Here is a 21,375-nt window from a genome sequence, read left to right as displayed (position 1 = left end):
GTACCGACGTCACGGGACGGGCCGTCATTCCGCGTCCGTCGTGTCCGGTCGTTCGTCCGGGGTCAGGACGCAGAAGACGGCGTGGTCGGGGTCGCGGAGCACGACCCAACCGACCGCAGCGTCGTCGTCGACGATCTCGGCGCCGGCATCGACCAGTCGCCGCACCTCCGCTGCCTGGGTGGTGCCCACCGGGCGGATGTCGAGGTGCAGGCGCTGCCCACCCGAGCGGGCCGTGCTCGACTGCTGGAAGAGCAGACGGGGCCGGTCGGGGCCCACCTCGACGAATGCGGTGCCGTGCGCATCGACCCATCGATCGATCACCTGCCATCCCAGCGCCGTGCACCAGAACCGGGCGAGACCATCGGGATCACCGGTCTCGATCACCGTGCAGACCAGTTCCGAGCTCACCGCCGCACCGTCCTCACAGCGGGCTGCCCGGCGGGACCGAGGGATGGGTGTACAGGCAGAACGGGTGCCCTGTGGGGTCGGTGAGGACGTGCAGCGGTTCGTCGGGATCGTCGGTGCGGTGCACTCGGTGCGTCGAGCCGAGGCCCTGCGCCCGCTGTGCCTCGGCGTCGAGGCGGTCGGGGTCGTCGACGTAGAAGCACAGGTGCATCTGCATCGGGACGTCCGGCGACGGCCAGGTGCTCGCACGCAGATCGTCGGCCTGCTGGAACGCGAGCAGTCGATGGCCCTCGCGTGTGTAGAGGACCAGCCAGTCGGCGGTGTCGGGTCCGTCCGTGGGTGGCTCGTCGCCGTCGCGGTAGACCAGATCGAGCAGCCGCCGGTAGAACTCGGCCGTCCGACGGACGTCGGGGGTGTCCACCACGACGTTGGCCAGGCGGGGGAAACGGGTCATGTCGTCCACCTTCCGGGTGTCGGCGGGTGTGTTCCCCGGGGCGCGTCGTCGAAACGGTCCGGTGCGGCCACGGTCGCAGGACGACGCCCTCCGACCGTGGGGATCGGAGGGCGTCGTGGATCAGCTCAGGGAGCGCGGCGGACGACCTGTCCCACACGCAGCACCCCGGCGGGGTCGTACTGATCGGCGAGGGCGGCGAGCCAGTGGCGGGTGTCCTCGTCGTAGCACCGGGCGATGCGCGCGGCGTCGCCGGAGGCGCCGAAGTTGGGCAGGCGACCACCGGTCGACCACGGCTCCATCACCGACATCAGGCCGGCCGCGTGCACGGGCACGACGGCCGCGATCTCGGGTGCGAGCACCCCGATCGCCAGCAGGGTGTACTCCGCGTCGCGCTGGCAGAAGGCGCTGTCGACGGTCGCCGGTCGACCGAAGGCCCCACCCAGGCGGCGGATCTCGACGATCACCTGCGGCGACCCCGACTGCGGGCCGGCGCCGGTCATCAGGGTGTCGATGGCCGCGTCGGGCAGCTCGGCGAGCAGGGTGTGCTGTTCGGTCGACGGCATCGGGTCGACGGGGTCGGCGTGCACGGCCCCGATCGCGGCGTACGGCATGACGTCGACCATGTCGATGATCGAGTGCGCAACAGCGCGCATCGGCGCCAGCAGTCGCGCCGCGTCGGTGGGGTCGGCGACGGACGTGTAGCGCACCGCGACGGTGAACCTGCCGGCGAGCGGCGGCGGCACGTCGGGGAGCGGGGGCAGCTGCAGGAACGCAATCGAGGTGTTGGTGTGCTCGGGCAGGTCGGCGCTCCAGTCGCGCCAGGTGCGCAGCACGACGTCGGCGTCGGCGCCGTCGAAGTACAGTGCGCCGCCGTAGAACTGCGGCACCGGGAGCAGGTCGATCTCCACCGCCGTCACGATTCCCAGCGTCCCCTTCCCGCCGCGCAGACCCCAGAAGAGGTCGGCGTGCTCGTCGGGGGTGACACGCATCTGCTCGCCGGCGCCGGTCACGACCTCGAAGGCGCGGACGTGGTCCGACGACAGCCCGAACGTCCGGACGAGGGGACCGATGCCGCAGCCGGTGAGGAATCCGACGACACCGACGGCCGGGGACGACCCGACCAGCGGGGCGAGCCCGTGCGGGGTCGCCGCATCGATCACCGTCTGCCACTGCACCCCGGCGCCGACACGAGCCGTGCGGCCGGCGGGGTCGACCACACACTCGGTGAGCGCGCTGGTGTGCACCAGGATCGAGCTGCCGTCGACGGGGACCGCGCCGTGGCCGGTCGCGGCCACCGCCACGGTCAGACCGTGGTCGGCGGCCACCCGCATCGTCGCACCGACGTCGTCGGCGTCGGCCGCGATCACCACCGCACGGGGGGCGACGGGCACGGCGACGTTCCAGGGCATCGCCCTCTCGTAGCCGGGCTCGCCGGGGCCGGCGACGATGCCGGTGACCGCGGACCGCAGCGCGGCGACGGCGTCGGTGCCGGCCGTCTCGGTCGGGATGGGGGGCAGGACTGTGGTCATGGTGTGTTCTCTCTCCTGATGCGCGGGCCCGGTCCGCGGAGTGGTGTGGGGCTCGGGGAGAACAGTGCGACGCGGCGCTTGGAGAGCGCTTGGAAGCCGCTGGGGCGGACTGTCAGGCCCCGACTGCGGCCGCCACGCCGAGCATGTCGAGCTCGCGTGCGCGCGCCCGGATGTCGGCGAGTTCGGCGTCGCGGGTCGGGGACGGCTCGGCGACGCGGGCGAGCAGGAGCCGCGCGCGCAGCACCGTCGGGAAACCGTCGGTGCGCTCACCGAGTTCCAGTGCGTACCGGGCCTGCTGCCGCGCCTCCTCGACGCGGCCGAGCGCGGCGTAGAGCCGGGCGAGCGCCAGCGACACGGGACCCACACAGCCGACCTGCCCGACGATCGCGACGCGGTCGGCGAACGGCTCGAGGTCGGCGACGAACCGGTCGAAGTGCTCGGTGAGTTCGAGGTCGACCGCGACGTGCGCCAACAACGTCGCCGTGCCGAGGGTCGTCCACACGTGGGCGCCGCGATTGGCCCACCAGCGCGACAGCATCGTCTCCACGACCCGCCGGTCACCCCGGGCACCGGCGATCGCGGCCGTGCCCGCGACCACGACGCCCACCATGCCGTTGTCGCCGCCCTCGTCGACGACGGTCTGCATCCACCGCAGGGGGTCGTCGGAGGCGAACCCCAACTCCGCCAACGCGCCTCGCTCCCAGGCGTAGGTCATCAGGGCGATCATCCCGCTGCCCGCGACGTAGAGTTCCGTCTGCTCGTGGACCTCGCGGGCGACCTGGTACTGGCGGCGCGCACCGGCGAGGTCGCCGTGCCACAGTGCGATCGTCGACTCCATCCACCGCAACTGCGCGCGGACGACCGGCAGTCGGAGCTCCTCGCTGCCGGCGATCCCGGCGGCGAGGTGGCGCTCGGCGAGGGTGATGTCGCCGAGGTTCATCGCGGCCATGGTCGCGATGGAATGGCCGATGACGGTGTCGACGCGGGACTGTGTGTGATGCAGCGCCTGCAGGCGCGCGATGCGTTCGAGGCTGGCGAGGCTGTGCTGGGCGACGCCGGAGTAGGTGAGCAGGTAGCCGAGCAAGGCGTCGGCGGCGAGATCCGACGACCCGGACGCGGCGGCGAGTTCGTCGGCCCGCGAAAGACATTCGGCCGGGATCGTCGAGTCGGGGTTGTAGCAGTGGCCGACGGCGAGCGCCGCCAGCACCGAGGTGTGTGCCTCTGGGTCGTCGACGGTGAACCGTCGCGCCTGTTCGAGGACGTCGAGGATCGGGCCGGGATCGGCGGTGGGCGCCTGCCACGGCCACCCGCCGCTGGATCGGAGCAGGGCGGCGGCGAGCTTGCCCGTCGTCGCGACGCGGCCGGCGTCCATCGCCTCGAGCATCTGCACCCGCGCGGTGTCGATGACGGTCTGACCGCGTCCCGCCCGCGACTCGGCCTGCAGGAGCGACATCGTGAGGTCGTCGCGGACCGACGCGACCTGACGGTCGGCCTCGACGTGACCGTAGGCCTCGATCGCGGTACGCCACCAGCGGGCGGCGACCTCCGAGCTCCAGCGTGCCGCGGCGTCGTCGGCGGCGGCCGAACACGCGGCGACGACGTCGAGCGGATCGACCAGCGGTCCGGCGGCCACCATGTGGTGGGCGCGTCTGCCGAGGACGTCACCCGTCGGACGCAGCGTGCCGAGGTGCTCGGCCACCCGGGCGTGGACGCGGCGTCGCGCCGACGACCGCATCGTGGCGAGGACCTCCTGCCGCAGCAGGCCGTGGGCGAACTCGTACCCGTCGGCCCCGCCGGACGCGGTGATGATGCGGTGGTCGGCGGCCTGGTCCAGCAGGTCGGCGATCGTCGCCGTGGGTGTGCCCGACACCGCGGTGAGCGCACGCAGATCCAGGTCGTCGCCGATGACCGCGGCCACCTGCAGCACCTCACGGACCTCGTCGGGCAGCGACGCGAGACGACGGTCGAGGACGGACCGCACGGCGACGGGGATGTCGCCGCCCGCCCGTTCGTCCCGCGAGAGGCGGGCGTACTCCGACACGAACAACGGGTTGCCGCCGGTGCGCTCGGCGAGGTCGGCGCGTTCACGATCGCTCAGCGACTCCTCGGCGACCTGGTCGGCGAGGACCGCCACCTCGGACGGGCTCAGCGGCGGCACGGACAGCTGTCGGTTGCCGGTGTCGCGGGCGGTCGCCGCGAGCAGGCGCGTCACGGACCCGTCGTGCTCGCCCTCCCGCACGGTCAGCACGACGAGCACCGGCAGGGCGTTCAGCGCGCTGGCGAGGAAGGCCAGGCAGCCGACCGACGCCGGATCTGCCCACTGCAGGTCGTCGACCACCACCGTCACCGGTGCCCGACGGGCGGCGGCCTCCACCAGGGTCTGCACACGTTCGTATATCGCGAATCGCGCGGTGTCCGCGTCGACGCCGTAGGGTGCGGCGACCACCGTCTCGACGTCGCCGTCGAGTCCGCGCACCACCTGTCGCAGGGTCCACCAGGCCGGGGTGGTCTCCTCGGGGTTGCGGGCCCAGACCACCCGGCCCCCGGCGGCCGTGCTCGCGTGCTGGGCGAGGCGCGTCTTGCCGATCCCCGGCGGACCGACGAACGTCAGCCACCGCGTCGTGCCGGCACGGGCGTCGACGACGGCACGGTCGATGACGTCCACCTCGCGCCGGCGCCCCACGAGGGAGGTGGGCGACGGTGTCTCGGGCACGGTCGACGGCTCCTCGCCCAGGGACTCCGGCGCCTGGGTGCCGTGCGCGCCGGTCCAGCCCGGCCGACGGGGCCACGCGGCGAGTTCCGGGTCGTGGGTGAGGATCGACTGCTGCACCGCTCGCAGTTCCGGTCCCGGTTCCAGTCCGAGCTCGTCGTCGAGGTGACGAGCGTGCTCCCGCAGCACCGCCAGCGCGTCGGGCGCCCGCCCCGCGCGGTACAGCGACACCGCCGACAGCCAGCAGGACCTGTCGCGCAACGGGTTCCGCTCCCGCAGCGCCGTCGACTCCGCCACGGCCGAGGTGAGCTGGTCGGTGGCGAGCAACGCGGTGATCCGGTTCTCCCGGCAGTCGGTCTCCGTCTCGGCGAGGCCGGCGGCGTACACGCCCACCCAGGGGAGGTCGGCGAGGTCGCTGAGCAGCGGACCCTGCCACAACTGCAGCGCCGTGTCGGTCGCGACGAGCACCTCGTCCCAGCGGCCGTCGTCGCCGAGTGCGCGGGCCCGTGCGGTCAGGTCCCGGAACCGGGTGACGTCGACGGCCTCGGCGGAAACGTCGGCGAGGTAACCGGGGGCCTGGCGCACGATCGGCGACGTCCCCGAGTCGGGGTCACGCAGGATGCGGCGCAGGTTGGAGATGTAGGCGTGCAGGCTCGACATCGCGTTGCCGGGCTGGTCGTCACCCCAGATCGCCTCGCAGAGTCGGTCCGTCGACACCGCGCGGCCCCGTTCGAGGAGCAGCAGCGCGAGCACCGCCCGCTGTTTGGGCGATCCCAGTTCGCAGCGGACGCCGTCGCGGACGACCGCGAGCGGCCCGAGCACGCGGTACTCCATCGAACTCCCCGGTGACTGCGCCATGACCACGCCGCGCACCCCTGTACGGCGTCTGACACCGGTTATATCGGACAGATGCCCGCCGCGCGGGGTGGATGGCTCAGCGCACGCGGGCGTGCAGGTTCATCGACGTGAGTATCTGGTCGATCGCGGTCTGCACGTCGCGGGGTTCGATCCGCATGAGCGCGTCGGCGTCGAGGTCGGTGATGTCGACGTCGCCGGAGCTGAGTCGGAACTCGCGCTCCTCCTCCGCGGACTCGATCACGTTGCGGATGAAGCGGCCGTTGCCGGCGAGGTCGATGAGGCGGACCTGGTTGCCGCTCTGGTCGGTCACCGTCGTGGACCACAGCGGCACGCACGCCTCCTGGATCACGCGCACCGACTCCGCGGGCAGCTGGGAGTCGCGGGCGTTCGCGATGACCTCCGCGATCTCGGCGAGCTCGGCGGGCTCGTAGGACTCGAAGCGGATCCGTCGGGCGAACCGTGACGCGAGGCCGTCGTTGGCCGCGAGCAGTCGGTCGATCTCGCCGTCGTAGCCCGCGATGATCACGACGAGCCGGTCGCGGTTGTCCTCCATCCGCGCGAGCAGGGTGTCGACGGCCTCACGTCCGAACGCGTCGCCTCCGGACAACCCGGTCTGGATGAGGGTGTAGGCCTCGTCGATGAACAGCACGCCGTCGAGCGCGCGGTCGATCAGGGCGGACGTCTTCGGTGCGGTGCTGCCGAGATGCTCACCGACCATGTCGCGACGACTTGCCTCGACGATCGAGTCGGACTTCAGCAGCCCCAGGCCGCAGTACGTCTTGGCGATGATGCGGGCGATCGTCGTCTTGCCGGTGCCGGGCGGACCGGTGAAGGCGAGGTGCAGGCTCCGGGACTGACTGGCCAGACCCTTGTCGGCGCGGACCTTCGCCAGCGCGACCGCCGACGACAGCTTCGCGACCTGGTTCTTCACCGACGCGAGGCCGACCTGCCGGTCGAGCTCGGCCTTGGCCTCGGCGAGACGGTCGTTGCCTGCGCCGGACGCGGCGGCGTCGATGCCGCTCGGCTCCTCGGGCACCGACGACGGATCCCACCTCCTCGTCCGGCGGGCGATCCGCTCGGGATCGACGACGACGAGGCGGTAGCGCGGATCCCGGAGCGCCTCGGCGTTCGCGGAGAAGTTCGGGTCGCGGGAGTAGACCTGCTCGAAGAGGGCACGGGCTTTGTCCTCGTGACCCTCCTCCCGCAGGACGAGTCCGTGGGTGAACATCGCGGCGGTCACGGCGGCGGGGATGGGCCCGGACTCGGCCTGCTCGAGCCGACGGTTCGCCTCGGTGAACATCCCGAGCTGTGCACACGCCGAACCGATCATCACGTTCGCGCCCGCGAGCATGTACTCGTCGGTCCAGGTGGCCGCGGCGCTCGACAGCACCGACAGCACGTCGGGCCAGCGCTGCGTCGTGAAGTGCAGCATCGCTCGGACGTAGGTGACGATCGGCGTCGCGTCGTGGGCGGGGACCTCGTCGAGGGCCTCCTCGGCGCCGTCGTGGTCGAGGCCGGTGATCAACGACGCCGCATAGCCGGCGATCACGTCGGTCGTCGACGTGATCGGGTAGTCGATGTACAGGCCCGTCGGGAAGCGTCCGACGAGCGTCCCGGGCGGCAGCCCCAGCCGACGGAGTTCCTGGTGCAGGGCGCCGCGGGTCCGGTAGAGGCTCGCGAGGTTGTGCGAGGCGTCGTCGCCGCAGGCGATCCGGCCGAGCCAGGCGTCGGCCATGTCGGGTGCGTGCTCGGAGGCCCGCTGGAAGGCCAGTGCCGCCTGGCCGGGGTCGCGGGCGGCCTCCTGGCCGTCGACGGGGATGCCGAGCGACAGGATGCCGAAGTCGAACAACTGCCGTGCCTGACGGATGTCGGCCACCGCGCCCCCTCGCTGCACAAACCTACGAATGCCCGCCGATCACCCTAGCCGCGGGGACCGTCGGCGCCCACCGGCCGCCCACGAGCGGGACGGCCCGCACCCACTACGATGGCGCGGTGAGCGCACAGGTCGATACCGTCTCCTCCGCCGCCGACACCCCCGACACCCCGCAGCCGTTCCGCGAGCTCGGACTCAAGGACGACGAGTACGCGCGGATCCGCGAGATCCTGGGCCGTCGCCCCACCGACGCGGAACTGGCCATGTACTCGGTGATGTGGTCGGAGCACTGCAGTTACAAGTCGTCGAAGGTGCACCTGCGGTACTTCGGCGAGACCACCACCGAGGAGATGCGGGCGTCCATGCTCGCGGGAATCGGCGAGAACGCCGGCGTGGTCGACATCGGCGACGGCTGGGCGGTCACCTTCAAGGTCGAGTCGCACAACCACCCGTCGTACGTCGAGCCGTACCAGGGTGCGGCGACCGGCGTCGGCGGCATCGTCCGCGACATCATGGCCATGGGTGCCCGTCCGATCGCGGTGATGGACCAGCTGCGCTTCGGTCCCGCCGACGCCCCCGACACCCGACGGGTCGTCGACGGTGTGGTGCGCGGCGTCGGCGGCTACGGCAACTCGCTCGGCCTGCCGAACGTCGGTGGGGAGACCGTGTTCGACGCGAGCTACGCCGGCAACCCTCTCGTGAACGCCCTGTGCGCGGGTGTGCTGCGCACCGAGGACCTGCACCTGGCGTTCGCGTCGGGCGCGGGCAACAAGATCATCCTGTTCGGCGCACGGACCGGCCTCGACGGCATCGGCGGCGTGTCCGTGCTGGCGTCGGAGACGTTCGACGACTCCGGCGAGGGTGGTCCGAACCGTAAGAAGCTGCCGTCGGTGCAGGTGGGTGACCCGTTCACCGAGAAGGTGCTCATCGAGTGCTGCCTCGAGCTGTACCACGCGGGTCTGGTCATCGGCATCCAGGATCTCGGTGGTGCCGGACTCGCCTGCGCGACATCGGAACTCGCGGCCGCCGGTGACGGCGGGATGCACGTCGACCTGGAGAAGGTCCCGATGCGCGCCGAGGGGATGACCCCGGCCGAGGTGCTCTCCAGCGAATCCCAGGAGCGCATGTGCGCCGTCGTCAGCCCGGACAACGTCGACGCCTTCATGGAGGTCTGTCGCAAGTGGGATGTGCTCGCCACGGTCATCGGCGAGGTCACCGACGGCGACCGGCTCGAGATCACCTGGCACGGTGAGACCGTCGTCGACGTGCCGCCGCGCACCGTCGCGCACGAGGGTCCCGTCTACCAGCGTCCGGTGGAGCGTCCGGAGTGGCAGGACGAGGTGATCGGTTCCACGACAGCCGGACTCGCGCGGCCGGCGACGTCGGACGACCTGCGGGAGACGTTGCTGCGCATGATCGCCTCCCCGGCGCTGTGCAGCCGGAAGTTCATCACCGAGCAGTACGACCGGTACGTGCGCGGCAACACCGTGCTCGCCGAGTACGCCGACTCCGGGGTCATCCGGATCGACGAGTCGTCGGGACGCGGGATCGCCCTGGCCACCGACGCGTCCGGTCGCTACACCTACCTCGACCCCTACCGGGGGGCCCAGCTCGCTCTGGCCGAGGCCTACCGCAACGTGGCCGTCACCGGCGCGGCGCCGACCGCGGTCACGAACTGTCTGAACTTCGGCTCGCCCGAGGACCCCGCCGTGATGTGGCAGTTCTCGCAGGCGGTCCGCGGATTGGCCGACGGCTGTGCGCATCTCGGCATCCCGGTCACCGGCGGCAACGTCAGCTTCTACAACCAGACCGGTTCGACGCCCATCCTCCCGACGCCGGTCGTCGGCGTGCTCGGTGTCATCGACGACGTGCACCGCCGGATCCCGACCGGGTTCGGCGCCGAGCCGGGGGAGACGCTGATCCTGCTCGGGGAGACCCGCGACGAGTTCGACGGCTCCATCTGGGCGCAGGTCGTCCACGACCACCTCGGTGGCGTCCCACCGGCCGTCGACCTGGACCGCGAGCGTCTGATCGCCGAGATCCTCACCGCCGCGTCGCGCGACGGGCTGATCTCGTCGGCCCACGACCTGTCGGAGGGCGGTCTCGCGTCGACGGTCGTCGAGTCCGCGCTGGCCGGCGAGTCCGGCTGCCGGATCGTGCTGCCCGAGGGTGCCGACCCGTTCGTGTACCTGTTCTCCGAGTCGGCCGGTCGGGTGTTGGTATCGGTGCCGCGCACCGAGGAGACCCGCTTCACGGCGATGCTCGACGCCCGACAGCTTCCGTGGGACCGCGTCGGCGTCGCCGATCAAGCGATGGATTCCGTCGAGATCCAGGACCACTTCACCGTGTCGCTCGAGGAGCTGCGCTCGGTTCACGAGGGGACGCTGCCGGCGCTCTTCGGCTGATGCCTCGCCGGCCGGCACCGCTCCGCGTCCCGGCACGCCATCCCGCCCCGCTCGTTGGGCACCAGGAACCGTTCGTTGGGCACCCGGGACCGCTCGTTGGGCACCCGGAACCGTTCGTCGGGCACCCGGGACCGCTCGTTGGGCACGGGGAACCATTCGTCGGGCGGTTGTTGCGCCCGGGGTGTCCCTGCTGCCCAACAGGTGGTTCCTGCTGCCCAACCAACGGTTCCTGCTGCCCAACGAACGGCGTGAGGTCGAGCGGATCGGAGTCGGTCAATCCGACCCTGGTGAACTAGAACGTGTTCTACTCTCGGCCCACGGGGCAGGCGAGACGAGAGGGCGCGATGACACTGCGAGTGGTCGAATGGTCGACGGGCACGGTCGGGCGGCACGCGATCGCCGGGATCGACGCACGTCCGGAACTCGAGCTGGTCGGGGTGTGGGTGTCCGACCCCGCCAAGGTCGGCCGCGACGCCGGTGACCTCGCCGATCTCGGACGCGACCTCGGGGTGCAGGCCACGAACGACCGCGACGCACTCATCGCGCTGAAGCCGGATGCCATCGTGCACACCGCGATGACCGACGACCGCATCTTCGAGGCCATCGACGACCTCGTGTTCTTCCTCGAGAACGGCATCAACGTCGTCTCGTCGGGACCGGTGCTGCTGCAGTTCCCGACGGGCGTCGTCCCCGACGATCTCGTACAGCGGGTGCATGCCGCAGGGGTGCAGGGCAACGCCAGCCTGCACGTCAACGGCATCGACCCCGGATTCGCGAACGACATTCTGCCGCTGTCGTTCACGAGTCTGTCGCAGCGCATCGACCAGGTGCGGTGCTACGAGATCGCCGACTACTCGACCTACTACCAACCCGTCGTCATGCGGGAGATCTTCGGCTTCGGCAAGCCGCTCGACGAGACGCCGATGCTCTTCACGCCCGGCGTGCTGTCGATGGCGTGGGGCAGCGTCGTCCGCCAGATCGCCGCCGGACTCGACCTCGTGCTCGACGAGCCGCTCAACGAACACGTCGAGAAGTACGCGGCGGAGGAGGACATCTCGACCGTCTCCGTCGACATCGCCGCCGGGACGATGGCCGCGGTGCGGTTCCAGGTGGCGGGCACGGTCGACGGCGTCGAGCGCGTCGTCCTCGACCACATCACCCGCACCCATCCTGCGCAGCGCCCCGACTGGCCGACGCCGACGACGGGTGACGGCTGCTACCGGGTCGAGATCACCGGTGAGCCGATGATGACCGTCGACTTCGTCCACAAGGGTGAGAACGGCGACCACAACATCTCCGGCATGATCACCACCGCCATGCGTCTCGTCAACGCGGTCGAGGCCGTGGTCGCGGCCCGGCCGGGACTCGTGACGGCACTGGACCTCCCGCTGATCACCGGTCGGGGATTGGTCGCGAAGGCCTGACTCCTGACGCGAGAACTCGAGTCAGGAGAACGAGGGTCGGCGTCGCTCCACGAACGCGTCGACGCCCTCGATCCCGTCGGGACGTCCGGCCATCCGCGCTATCGACGCGGCCTCGAGGTCGAGGTGCTCGTCGAGATCGGTCGTGAGCGCGGCGGTCAGCAGATCCTTCGCCGCCGAGAGTGCCTCGCGTGGACCGTCGGCCAACGTGCGAGCCGTGTCCGCTGCGGTGGTCCGCACGTCGTCGTCGGCCACGACGGTCGACAGCACGCCGAGCGCGAGTCCGGCGTCGGCGTCGACGATCTCGTCGGTGAGGATGATCCGTCGCGCACGGGCGGGACCCACCGCGCGCGACAGCATCCAGGTCATGCCGCCGTCGGGTGTGAGCCCGATGCCGGGATAGGCGGGTCGCAGACGGCTGGACGGGCCGGCGACGGCGACGTCGGCGTGCAGGACGATGCTCATCCCGGCGCCGGCGGCCCAGCCGGTGACCGCTGCGACCACGGGCCGGTCGGCATCGCGGAGCGCTCGGATGAACTCGTGGAACGTGTCGGCCAGGTCGCGGATGAGCAGCGAGCGGTCGTCCGCACCGGCGAACGCGCGTACGTCGCCGCCCGCGCAGAAGTTCGCTCCCGCGCCCACCAGCAGGACGGCCCCGACGTCGCGTCGTCCGCCGGCGACCTCGCGCAGCGCCGCGGCGCCGTCGACGAGAGCGCCCGGCGCCAACGACGTGCCCGCCGCGGCCGTCGACACGGTGATCGTCAGTACTCCGTCGGACTCGGACACGTACTCGGAGTCGGTCATCGGGCGTCCTCGAGGTGCTCGGTCCAGAAGTCGAGCTCGAGATCGCTGTCGCGGTCGGTGTCGCGGTACGCGCCGAGGTCGTCGACGCCTGCGGCCGTGAGGACCTCGTCGTCGATGAAGCAGTTCCCTGTGGTCTCCGCGGCCGGCGACGTGAGGATCACGTACGCGGCGTCGGCCATGATCTCCGCGGTGCGACTGCGCGCGATGAGGTCGGCGCCGAGGATGTTGCGGACCGCGGCGGTGCTGATCGTGGTCCGGGGCCACAGGTTGTTCGCGGCGATGCCGTCGCCGCGGAGCTCGCGCGCGAGGCCGAGCGTCACGATCGTCATCGCGAACTTGGAGAGCGTGTAGGCCGCCGGGGTGCGGTCGAAGAACTCCGGCTCGAGGCGGATCGGTGGCGCGAGGCTGAGGATATGGGCGTTGTCGGAGACGCGCAGATGCGGGATCGCGGTGGTGGACAACGAGAACGTGCCGCGTCCGTTGATGCTCTGCATCAGGTCGAAACGCTTCATCCCGAGCTCGGCCGACGGCGTGAGGTCCAGCGCGCTCGCGTTGTTCACGACGATGTCGAGCCCACCGAACTGCTCGACCGTCTGCGCGACGGCCCGGGCGACGAGGTCGTCGTCGCGGATGTCGCCGACGATCGGCAGGGCGTGGCCGCCCGCCTCCTCGATGGCGGTCGCGGCGGTGTGGATGGTGCCGGGGAGCTTCGGGTGCGGATCGGAGGTCTTGGCGACGAGGGCGACGTTCGCGCCGTCGCGCGCGGCGCGGACGGCGATCGCCTCGCCGATCCCGCGGCTGCCGCCGGAGATGATGAGGGTGCGCCCGCGCAGCGTGCCGGGTTCGGTGGCCACGGTGGTACTCCTGGTTCCGGGGGAGGGTCGGGGGGCGTCAGCCGGTGAGGTCGCGTCCGAGGGCGACGCGGGCGATCGACCAGAGCTGGACCTCGTTGGCGCCCTCGTAGATCTCGCCGATCTTCGAGTCGCGCCAGATGGATTCGAGGTGGTTGACCACCGGGTCGGCGGTCAGCGACCGGACGAACCCGTAGCCGCCGTGCACCTGGATGGCGTCGCGGGCGACGTCGACGGCGACGCGGCTGCCGGTCACCTTCGCCATCGCCGCCTCGGGCTCGGCGCGCTGGGTGACGTCGATCTTCCGCGCGGCCTTCTGGTACAGCGACCGCGCGGACTCCAGTGCGATGGCGTGCTCGGCGAATCGGAACTGCCAGTGCTGGAACTCGCCGAGGCGGTGACCGAACGCCTCGCGTCGCCCCATGTGTCGCGCGGCGAGATCGAATGCCGCCTGGGCCATCCCGACGCCCACGGCCCCGATCCCGATGCGCCCCACCGACAAGCTCGCCAGTGCGGCGGGCAGTCCGCGGCCGGGCTCGGCGATGACGTGCGAGCTCGGGACGAAGACCTCGTCGAGGATGACGTCGGACGTCAACTGCACCCGGTTGCCCATCTTACGGTCGGGGGCGAGCACGGTGACACCCGGTTCCTGCATGTCGATCAGCAGCATGAGTTGCGCGCCGTCGCAGACACACAACGTCGTCATGATGTCGGCGGCGCAGGAGTTCGTGATCCAGCGCTTGCGTCCGGCGACGCGGTACCCGCCGTCGACCGGGCGAGCGACGGTGGCCATCTGTTCCGCGGACAGGTCGGTGCTGGCGTCGGGCTCGCTGGTGGCGAACGACCCGACGATCTCACCGGCGACGAGGCGCGGCAGGTACTCGGCGCGTAGCGGAGCCGGGGCGTTGTCGAGGGTCCGGCCGACGAGGAGCGCCTGTCCGTCGTAGAGCGCCGACGCGACGCCGGGGCTGTGGTAGCCGAGCTCCTCGAGCACGACGGCAGCGGCGAGGGTGGGGAACTCGAGTCCGAGACCGCCGACGTCGGTCGGGAACAGGACGCGGTACAGGCCGGCGTCGGCGATTGCCGTCACCAGGTTGCGGGGGAATGCCTCCAGCGACTCCTCCGCCGAGTTCAGTTCGGCTGCGCGGGGCAGCAGGACCGATGACGCGAAGTCCCGCGCCTGCGAGCGGATCTCGATGGTCTCGGCGGGCAGGTGGGAGTCGTCGAACAGGCGGTCCGCGGTGCGGGGCAGGTCCTCGAGGGTGGATCGGGCGGCGGCAGTGGTGGTGTCCATCGGGTCTCCCGGGTCGGGTCAGCGGGCCAGCGACCGGCTGATCACCAGGCGCTGGATCTGGTTGGTGCCTTCGAAGATCTGCGTGATCTTCGCCTCGCGCATGTACCGCTCGACGGGGAAGTCGCGGGTGTAGCCGTAACCGCCGAACACCTGCACCGCGTCGGTGGTGACCTTCATGGCCGCGTCGGTCGCGACGAGCTTCGCGACGGAGGCCTGTCGCGAGTAGGTGACACCGACGTCGCGGCGGCGTGCGGCGTCAAGGTAGGTCGCCCGTGCGGAGTCGACGGCGGCGGCCATGTCGGCGAGGAGGAACCCGAGGCCCTGGTGGTCGATGATCTTGCGACCGAACGTCGTGCGCTCGTGGGCGTACTCGACGGCGGCGTCCAGCGCTGCCTGCGCGAGTCCGACGGCGACGGCGGCGATCCCGAGGCGGCCGGAGTCCAGTGCGCTGAAGGCGATCTGGAGTCCCTGACCCTCGGTGCCGATGCGACGGTCACCGGAGATGCGAGCCTTGTCGTAGTACGCGGCGGTCGTCGGGACCGCGTGCAGACCCATCTTGTCCTCGGGCGCGCCGAAGGAGAGGCCCTCGGTGTCGCCGGGGACGAGGAAACAGGACACGCCCTTCGAGCCCTCGCCGGTCCGCGCGAAGAGGTTGTAGAAGTCGGCCATCCCGCCGTGGGTGATCCACGCCTTCTCGCCGCTGATGACGTAGTCGTCGCCGGTCGGGACCGCCTTGCAGGTGAGAGCGGCGGCGTCGGAACCGGCCTGTGGTTCCGACAGGCTGTAGGCGCCGATCGTGCTGCCGCCCAACATGTCCGGCAACCAGCGCTGCTTCTGCTCCTCGGTGCCGAACGCGAAGAGCGGATGGCATGCGAGGCCGTGCACGCTCACGGCGACCGCGACCGTCGCCCAGCGGGCGGCGAGTTCCTCGAGCACCTGCAGGTACACCTCGTAGCCCTGACCTCCGCCACCCCACTCCTCGGGGTACGGGAGGCTCAGCAGCCCCGCCTCGCCGAGGGTGGCGAACACGCCGTCGGGGTAGGTCGCCGTCTTCTCGTGCTCGTCGACCTTGGGTGCGAGGACCCGGTCAGCGATCTCCTGGGTGAGCTTGACGAGGTCGCGCGCTTCCTCGGTGGGCAGAAGGCGGTCGACGGGCACTGCGGGCTCCTCACACAATGGGTAGTACTGGAGTACGTCCGAAAGTACTACCGGGTTCGACAGTACTGCAAGGGCGGCGTCAGTATCATCGACGTCCGTGACCGAGACGACGCCGACCTTCGCGACCCGTCGGCGCGAGGAGCTGTTCGACAACCTCCTCGACCTGTTCCTTGCCGAGGGGTTCGCACACCTCACCCTCGACGAGATCGCCGCGCGCCTGCGATGCTCGAAGACGACGCTCTACACGCTCGCGCGCAGCAAGGAACAGCTGGTCAGGGCGGGTACCGTCCACTTCTTCCGGCGGGCGACCGATGCCGTCGAGGCCCGGGTGGCCGCGGTCGCGGACCCGCGCGAGCGCATCACCGCTTACCTGTCCGCGGTCGGCGAGGAGCTCGGGACCGCGTCGGCGCAGTTCATGTCGGACATGGACGCCTTCGCGCCGGCCCGTGAGGTCTACGAGCAGAACACCCGACTCGCCGCGGACCGCGTCCAGGAGTTGATCGCCGAGGGTGTTCGCGCGGGGGCGTTCCGCGACGTGCACGCAGCGTTCGCCGCCGACCTCGTCGCGACCATGATGGTGCGCATCCAGCAGCGCGGGGTGCACACCGCGACCGGCCTCGACGACGCCGCCGCCTACCGCGAACTGGCCGGGATCCTGACTGCCGGCATCATGGCCTGACGGATGTCAGACCTTCGGTGCCGCGTCCGCGGGTGCCGGAGCGGTCGCGGTGCGCGACGTCCACCGGTAGAGCCAGCCGACCAGGGCGACGAAGACGATCGCGCCGATGATCTGTGCCGGGTTGTCGAAGCCGTCGCCGATGATTGCCAACGGTGAGTCGTCGCCGGTGGCCGCGACGATGGCCGCGAACAGCACGCCGAACAGCGACTCCCCGACGATGAGACCGCAGGCGAGCAGCGTGCCCATCCGCTTGGTGCGACCCGGGTTCGCGCGTCCGTCGGCCCATCGGTTGTAGAAGAAGCCGAGCACCGCGCCGATCGGGATGATGATCGTCAGCGCGATCGGCAGATACATGCCGAGGCCCACAGCGAGCGGCGGGATACGGAAACGCGTTGTCCTGCCGAGGATCTCGTCGACGAGGATGACGCCGAGGCCGATCAGGGCGCCGACGCCGATGAGCGCCCAGTCGATGGACCCGCCGAAGACGCCGTCGACCAGCGAGGAGATGAGCGACGCCTGCGGAGCCGCGAGTGCGTCCTTTCCCGCTCCGGGTGCGCCGACGAAGCCGAACGCCGTCTGCATCAGCTGGAGGATCGGCGGGATGACGGCCGAACCGAACAGCACGCCGATGATCAACGCCACCTGCTGCTTCCACGGTGTCGACCCGACGAGCTGCCCCGTCTTCAGGTCCTGCAGGTTGTCGTTGGAGATGGTCGCGACACCGAACACGACGGCCGTCGTGAACAGCGTGAACGCCACGAGTGCCGTCGACTGGCCGGGGTCGGCGCTGCCGAAGGTGACCTTTATGAGCAGTGCCGCGCCGATCGCGACGAGGATGCCGACACCGGAGATCGGGCTGTTCGACGAGCCGATGAGCCCCGCCATGTACCCGCACACCGCGGCGATCAACAGGCCGAGCACCAACACGAACACCAGGCTGACCGCGATGATCCCGCCGGCGTTGCCGTCGAGCTGTGTGCCGCTGACGAAGTCGAAGAGCAGGAACGCGATCGGGATGAGCATGAGGACCGCGACACCGCCGACGATCTGGATCGGGATGTCGCGCTCGGTGATGTCGACCGTCTCGCCACCGCGACGCTGCCGCGCCGACCGGGCGGAGGCGACGATGCCGGTCGCGATCGGCCGCAGGATGCGCAGCAGGGTCCAGATGGCGGCGACGGCGATGGTGCCCGCACCGATGAAGCGGACGTCGGAGGAGAACACCGACGACACGGCGTCGGAGAGCGATTCGCCCGACGGCAGGTCGCCCCAGGTGCGGATGGGCACCAGGACGCCGTAGGAGATGAGCAGGCCGATGAAGATCGCGATGCCGACGGTGATGCCGACCAGGTGTCCGACGCCGATCAGGGCCAGCGACAGGCTCGCGCCGAACATCGTGCCGCCGGACCCGACACGGAACGCCGCCGACACCGAGTTGCTGAGGACCTTGAGCGAGGCGACGAGCGAGAACGCCGCCGCGGCGAGGCCGGCGACGGTGAGGATGCGCAGGCCGCCGCGGTTGTCCTCGACACCGGCCGCGGAGTCGCCGACCTTCAGGACCTCCGCGCCCGCAACCCCTTCGGGATACGGCAGATCGGATCCCGTGACCAGAGCCCGCCGCAGCGGGATCGAGTACATGACGCCGAGGATGCCGCCCATGGCGCACACCGCCACCGTCGTCCAGTACGGGAACCCGGTCCACCAGCCGACCATGATCAGGCCCGGCAGCACGAAGATGATCGCCGAGAGTGTGCCCGCGGCCGACGCGATGGTCTGCACGATGTTGTTCTCGACGACGGTGTGGTCGGCGAAGTAGCGCAGCACGCTCATCGAGATCACCGCGGCCGGGATCGACGTCGCGAACGTCAGGCCCACTTTGAGGCCCAGGTAGACGTTGGCCGCGGTGAAGACCAGCGTGATGAGACCACCCAGGATGACCCCTCGGACGGTCAACTCCTTGATGCTGCTCCGACTCGCGGTGCTCAACGCCATCGGTGTGACTCCTTCTCGTCGACGTGCCCGTCGAGTATGCGACTGCGCGCGCCGCGTCGGTGGCCGAAGCGCCGTGACGGGCGCCGCGGGGTCAGTGGGTACCGGTGAAGGCCCGGACCGCGTCGAGGAGGTCGTCGATGTCCTCCGTGCGGTGGGCGAAGCTCGTCACGAGACGGACGACGCCCGGTTCCCATCGGTCGGAGTAGAACGTATAGCCCTGGTCCTGCAGTGTCCGGATGAGCCCGTCCGGGAACCGGCAGAAGAGGATGTTCGCGCCGGGATCGCCGAGCACGTCTACGCCGGGCGCCTCGGCGAGTCCGGCACGCAGACGCTGCGCCATCGCGTTGGCCTGGCGGGCGGTGGCGAGCCACAGGTCGTCGCGCAGATAGGCGCCGAGTTGCGCCGTCTGGAAGCGCATCTTGGCGGTGAGCTGGCCGCCCCGCTTGTGGCGGTAGGAGAGTTCTGTCGCCAGGGACGGGTCGAACGACACGATCGCGTCGGCGGTCATGGTCCCGTTCTTCGTCGCCCCGAAGGAGAGGATGTCGACCCCGAGTCGCCACGTCATCTCCGCCGGCGAGACACCCAGCGTCACCAGTGCGTTGGCGAACCGGGCGCCGTCCATGTGGACGCGGAGGCCGGCGTCGTGGGCGATGTCGGCGAGAGTGCGCAGGTGGTCGAGGGAGTAGACGCTGCCGGTCTCCGTGGCCTGCGTGATGCTCACGACAGACGGCTGGACGCTGTGGACGTCACCCCGTCGGCGGGTCACGGCCGCAGCCAGGGCGTCGGCGTCGATGGTCGAGTCGGTGCCGTCGACATGGACGAACTTCGCTCCCGCGGTGAAGAACTCGGGCGCACCCGCCTCGTCGACGGTGATGTGCGAGCTGGGGTGGGCGAGTATCGCGCCCCACGGGGGCGTCAGCGCCGCCAGGGCGATCCCGTTCGCCGCCGACCCGGACCCGACCGGGAACACGTCGACGGGGCGTTCGAAGACGTCCTCGAATTGCGCGACGACCGATCGGGACAGGTCGTCGGTGCCGTACGGGGCGGCGAGTCCCGCCGACGCCTCCGACATCGCCGCCAGGACCTCGGCGGTGGCTCCGGCGGTGTTGTCGCTGGCGTAGCCACGCAGGATCGTCCGCGTCATCACAGGTCCCAGGTGTGCACGGGTTGCCCGTCGTGCATCCGCTCGAGGTAGTCGCGCAGCATCCCCGCCAGCGCGACCTCCCGGGACTCACCGGCCTTCTCCCGCGCGACGACCGCCTCGCGCTGCCACACCGACCCGGTACGCCGGCTCTGGCAGCGGCCCTCGATGATGCCGAGGTACCGTCGCCGGGCCTTGTCGCCGACGCCGTAGGCGGCGAGACCGCGATCGGCGGCGGGCAGCAGTCGACGCAGGGCGAGCTCGTCGGGCCGTACCCACCCGACCGTGGGCCAGAAGATCTGCGCCTCGAGCCCGTCGCGCGCACCGGCGGTGAGGTTCTCGGTCGCCGCGTCGAAGGACATCTGGGACCACAGCGGGCGGTCGGCGTCGACGAGGCCCCGCATCAGCCCGTAGAAGAACGCGGCGTCGGCCATGGTGTCGATCACGCTGGGACCCGCAGGCAGGACACGGTTCTCGATGCGCACATGGGCCGCGCCGTCGACGACGTCGTAGATCGGCCGGTTCCACCGGTAGACGGTGCCGTTGTGCAGGTTCAGCTCCGACAGTGCGGGGATGCGGCCGGCGTCGAGTGCCTCCAGCGGATCCTCGTCCTCACACACCGGTAGCAGCGCCGGGAAGTAGCGCGTGTTCTCCTCGAACAGGTCGAAGATCGTGGTGATCCAGCGTTCGCCGAACCAGACGCGGGGTCGGACGCCCTGGTTCTTCAGCTCGAGCGGTCGGGTGTCGGTGGCCTGGGTGAACACCGGGATGCGGGTCTCGTGCCACAGCGCCTTCCCGGCGAAGAACGGCGAGTTGCCGGCGACGGCCACCTGGATGCCCGCGATGGCCTGGGCGGCGTTCCAGTGGTCGGCGAAGTCCTCCGGGGCCACACGCAGATGCAACTGCACCGACGTGCACGCCGCCTCGGGGAGGATGGATTCCGTGGTGGCGCTGAGCCGTTCGCCCGACCGCACGCCGCCGAGCGGTACGCCGTCGATGTCGAGCTCGATGTCCTCGCCGCGGGCGGCGAAGATCTGGTCGTTCAGCAGTTCGTACCGCGGGTCGGCGGAGATCCACTCCGGCGTCAGGTGCTCGAGTCGGACGGTTGGGAGCATGCCGATCATCGCCAACCGGTTGTCGGTGGTCGCCGCCTGCGCCTCCGCGCGGTTCAGCGAGGCGCGCAGCGCACTCTCAAGTGAGAGCATCGCGTCGTCGGCGAACGGGCGCGGTGCGACGTTGATCTCGATGTTGAACTGGCCCAGCTCGGTCTGGTAGTCGGGGTCGGCGATCGCCTGCAGCACAGCGTCGTTCGCCATCGCCGGGTTCATGGCGCGGTCGACGAGGTTGAGCTCCACCTCCATGCCGAGCAGCGGGGCGGGCGCGACGTCGGTGTCGACGAAGGCGCCCTCGGCGAGCATCCGCGCGATCGCCTCGGTACCGCGCGTCACCTGCGCACGAAAACGTCGCCGGTCCTCCCGGGTGAACTCGCGTCTGCTGACCTCGGCGCCCATCGGTCGATCGTGTCACCGCCACGGGGGTTCGAGCCACCGAATCGGACACCGTGTCGGGTGCCCCACACCCGTCGTCGACGCGTTTCACCGCCGAGCGTGCCGATACACCCCGCCGAGCGTGCACAAAAAGCCCGCCGAGCGTGCGGAAAAAGCCCGTCGAGCGTGCGGAAAATCCCGTCGAGCGTGCGGAAGATGCCCGCCGAGCGATGCTCCTATAAGAGTCAAGCCGCGAGCGGGACGGGTGTTGCGGCGATGTGGTGGTAGATCTCGCGGGCTACGTAGCGTTTGAG

The 21,375-nt window shown here is 70.7% G+C and carries 15 protein-coding genes; 3 read left to right on the top strand and 12 right to left on the bottom strand.

All coding sequences use genetic code 11. The features are described 5' to 3' along the window. Nucleotides 1–24: 24 nt before the first annotated feature. The 5 genes from LX12_RS20010 to eccA form a co-directional block, all read right to left on the bottom strand. Nucleotides 25–408 carry a VOC family protein gene (locus LX12_RS20010; protein WP_253656373.1) on the bottom strand — a complete coding sequence of 128 codons (384 nt, stop codon included), beginning with the start codon at nt 406–408 and terminating at the stop codon, nt 25–27. Nucleotides 409–421: 13 nt separating this feature from the next. Next, entirely contained in the window at nt 422–859 is a 438-nt protein-coding gene (locus LX12_RS20005; RefSeq protein ID WP_253656372.1) for a VOC family protein, read from the bottom strand. A 125-nt stretch (nt 860–984) separates the two neighbouring features. Beyond that, complete coding sequence (locus LX12_RS20000; protein WP_253656371.1) at nt 985–2,388, bottom strand: FAD-binding oxidoreductase; 1,404 nt, start codon at nt 2,386–2,388, stop codon at nt 985–987. Nucleotides 2,389–2,500: 112 nt separating this feature from the next. Continuing rightward, the gene (locus tag LX12_RS19995; protein ID WP_253656446.1) at nt 2,501–5,956 is read right to left on the bottom strand and encodes an ATP-binding protein; all 3,456 of its coding nucleotides are present in this window, start codon (nt 5,954–5,956) and stop codon (nt 2,501–2,503) included. A gap of 76 nt (nt 5,957–6,032) precedes the next feature. Beyond that, nucleotides 6,033–7,832: a type VII secretion AAA-ATPase EccA gene (eccA, locus tag LX12_RS19990; protein WP_253656370.1), complete on the bottom strand. Its 1,800-nt coding sequence runs from the start codon at nt 7,830–7,832 to the stop codon at nt 6,033–6,035. 116 nt (nt 7,833–7,948) lie between these two features. On the opposite strand from eccA, the gene purL reads away from it, so the two are divergent. Next, a complete protein-coding gene (purL, locus tag LX12_RS19985; RefSeq protein ID WP_253656369.1) occupies nt 7,949–10,234 on the top strand; it encodes a phosphoribosylformylglycinamidine synthase subunit PurL in 2,286 nt (761 codons plus the stop codon). A 344-nt stretch (nt 10,235–10,578) separates the two neighbouring features. Then, the gene (locus LX12_RS19980; RefSeq protein WP_253656368.1) at nt 10,579–11,658 is read left to right on the top strand and encodes an NAD(P)H-dependent amine dehydrogenase family protein; all 1,080 of its coding nucleotides are present in this window, start codon (nt 10,579–10,581) and stop codon (nt 11,656–11,658) included. A gap of 21 nt (nt 11,659–11,679) precedes the next feature. Here LX12_RS19980 and LX12_RS19975 read toward each other — a convergent pair whose 3' ends face one another. From LX12_RS19975 to LX12_RS19960, 4 genes are read right to left on the bottom strand one after another with little or no spacing between them, the layout of a single operon-like run. Then, nucleotides 11,680–12,459, bottom strand: a complete 780-nt coding sequence (locus LX12_RS19975) for an enoyl-CoA hydratase/isomerase family protein (RefSeq protein ID WP_253656367.1) — start codon at nt 12,457–12,459, stop codon at nt 11,680–11,682. After that, a complete protein-coding gene (locus tag LX12_RS19970; RefSeq protein WP_253656366.1) occupies nt 12,456–13,313 on the bottom strand; it encodes an SDR family oxidoreductase in 858 nt (285 codons plus the stop codon). Before LX12_RS19970 ends, LX12_RS19975 begins: the two co-directional genes overlap by 4 nt. 37 nt (nt 13,314–13,350) lie before the next feature. After that, nucleotides 13,351–14,604, bottom strand: coding sequence for an acyl-CoA dehydrogenase family protein (locus LX12_RS19965; RefSeq protein ID WP_253656365.1), 1,254 nt, complete (start codon nt 14,602–14,604; stop codon nt 13,351–13,353). Nucleotides 14,605–14,622: 18 nt separating this feature from the next. Continuing rightward, nucleotides 14,623–15,762 (bottom strand): acyl-CoA dehydrogenase family protein, encoded by a 1,140-nt coding sequence (locus tag LX12_RS19960; RefSeq protein ID WP_253656364.1) that lies wholly within the window; start codon nt 15,760–15,762, stop codon nt 14,623–14,625. Nucleotides 15,763–15,859: 97 nt separating this feature from the next. Between LX12_RS19960 and LX12_RS19955 the strand changes: the two genes are divergently transcribed. Further along, the gene (locus LX12_RS19955) at nt 15,860–16,441 is read left to right on the top strand and encodes a TetR/AcrR family transcriptional regulator (RefSeq protein WP_253656363.1); all 582 of its coding nucleotides are present in this window, start codon (nt 15,860–15,862) and stop codon (nt 16,439–16,441) included. Nucleotides 16,442–16,447: 6 nt separating this feature from the next. On the opposite strand, the gene LX12_RS19950 is transcribed toward LX12_RS19955, so the two are convergent. The 3 genes from LX12_RS19950 to LX12_RS19940 all read right to left on the bottom strand — a co-directional run bounded on the left by LX12_RS19950 (nt 16,448) and on the right by LX12_RS19940 (nt 21,085). Further along, nucleotides 16,448–18,433 carry an OPT family oligopeptide transporter gene (locus tag LX12_RS19950; protein ID WP_253656362.1) on the bottom strand — a complete coding sequence of 662 codons (1,986 nt, stop codon included), beginning with the start codon at nt 18,431–18,433 and terminating at the stop codon, nt 16,448–16,450. 91 nt (nt 18,434–18,524) lie between these two features. Continuing rightward, a complete protein-coding gene (locus LX12_RS19945) occupies nt 18,525–19,577 on the bottom strand; it encodes a threonine aldolase family protein (RefSeq protein WP_253656361.1) in 1,053 nt (350 codons plus the stop codon). Then, complete coding sequence (locus tag LX12_RS19940) at nt 19,577–21,085, bottom strand: glutamate-cysteine ligase family protein (RefSeq protein WP_253656360.1); 1,509 nt, start codon at nt 21,083–21,085, stop codon at nt 19,577–19,579. Before LX12_RS19940 ends, LX12_RS19945 begins: the two co-directional genes overlap by 1 nt. Nucleotides 21,086–21,375 lie beyond the last annotated feature (290 nt).

It is taken from the genome of Williamsia serinedens (genome assembly GCF_024171725.1).
In the GTDB taxonomy this organism is placed as follows: domain Bacteria; phylum Actinomycetota; class Actinomycetes; order Mycobacteriales; family Mycobacteriaceae; genus Williamsia_A; species Williamsia_A serinedens.
The sequence above is the reverse complement of the archived record's forward strand: the minus strand, read 5'-3'. Positions and strand labels throughout refer to the sequence as shown.

What these genes read in the sequence shown, in the direction of transcription:
- LX12_RS20005 (WP_253656372.1), bottom strand. Translation starts at nt 859, where the DNA reads ATGACCCGTTTCCCCCGCCTGGCCAACGTCGTGGTGGACACCCCCGAC.
- LX12_RS19980 (WP_253656368.1), top strand. Translation starts at nt 10,579, where the DNA reads ATGACACTGCGAGTGGTCGAATGGTCGACGGGCACGGTCGGGCGGCAC.
- LX12_RS19945 (WP_253656361.1), bottom strand. Translation starts at nt 19,577, where the DNA reads ATGACGCGGACGATCCTGCGTGGCTACGCCAGCGACAACACCGCCGGA.
- LX12_RS19975 (WP_253656367.1), bottom strand. Translation starts at nt 12,459, where the DNA reads ATGACCGACTCCGAGTACGTGTCCGAGTCCGACGGAGTACTGACGATC.
- LX12_RS19965 (WP_253656365.1), bottom strand. Translation starts at nt 14,604, where the DNA reads ATGGACACCACCACTGCCGCCGCCCGATCCACCCTCGAGGACCTGCCC.
- LX12_RS19950 (WP_253656362.1), bottom strand. Translation starts at nt 18,433, where the DNA reads ATGGCGTTGAGCACCGCGAGTCGGAGCAGCATCAAGGAGTTGACCGTC.
- LX12_RS20000 (WP_253656371.1), bottom strand. Translation starts at nt 2,388, where the DNA reads ATGACCACAGTCCTGCCCCCCATCCCGACCGAGACGGCCGGCACCGAC.
- LX12_RS19940 (WP_253656360.1), bottom strand. Translation starts at nt 21,085, where the DNA reads ATGGGCGCCGAGGTCAGCAGACGCGAGTTCACCCGGGAGGACCGGCGA.
- LX12_RS19995 (WP_253656446.1), bottom strand. Translation starts at nt 5,956, where the DNA reads ATGGCGCAGTCACCGGGGAGTTCGATGGAGTACCGCGTGCTCGGGCCG.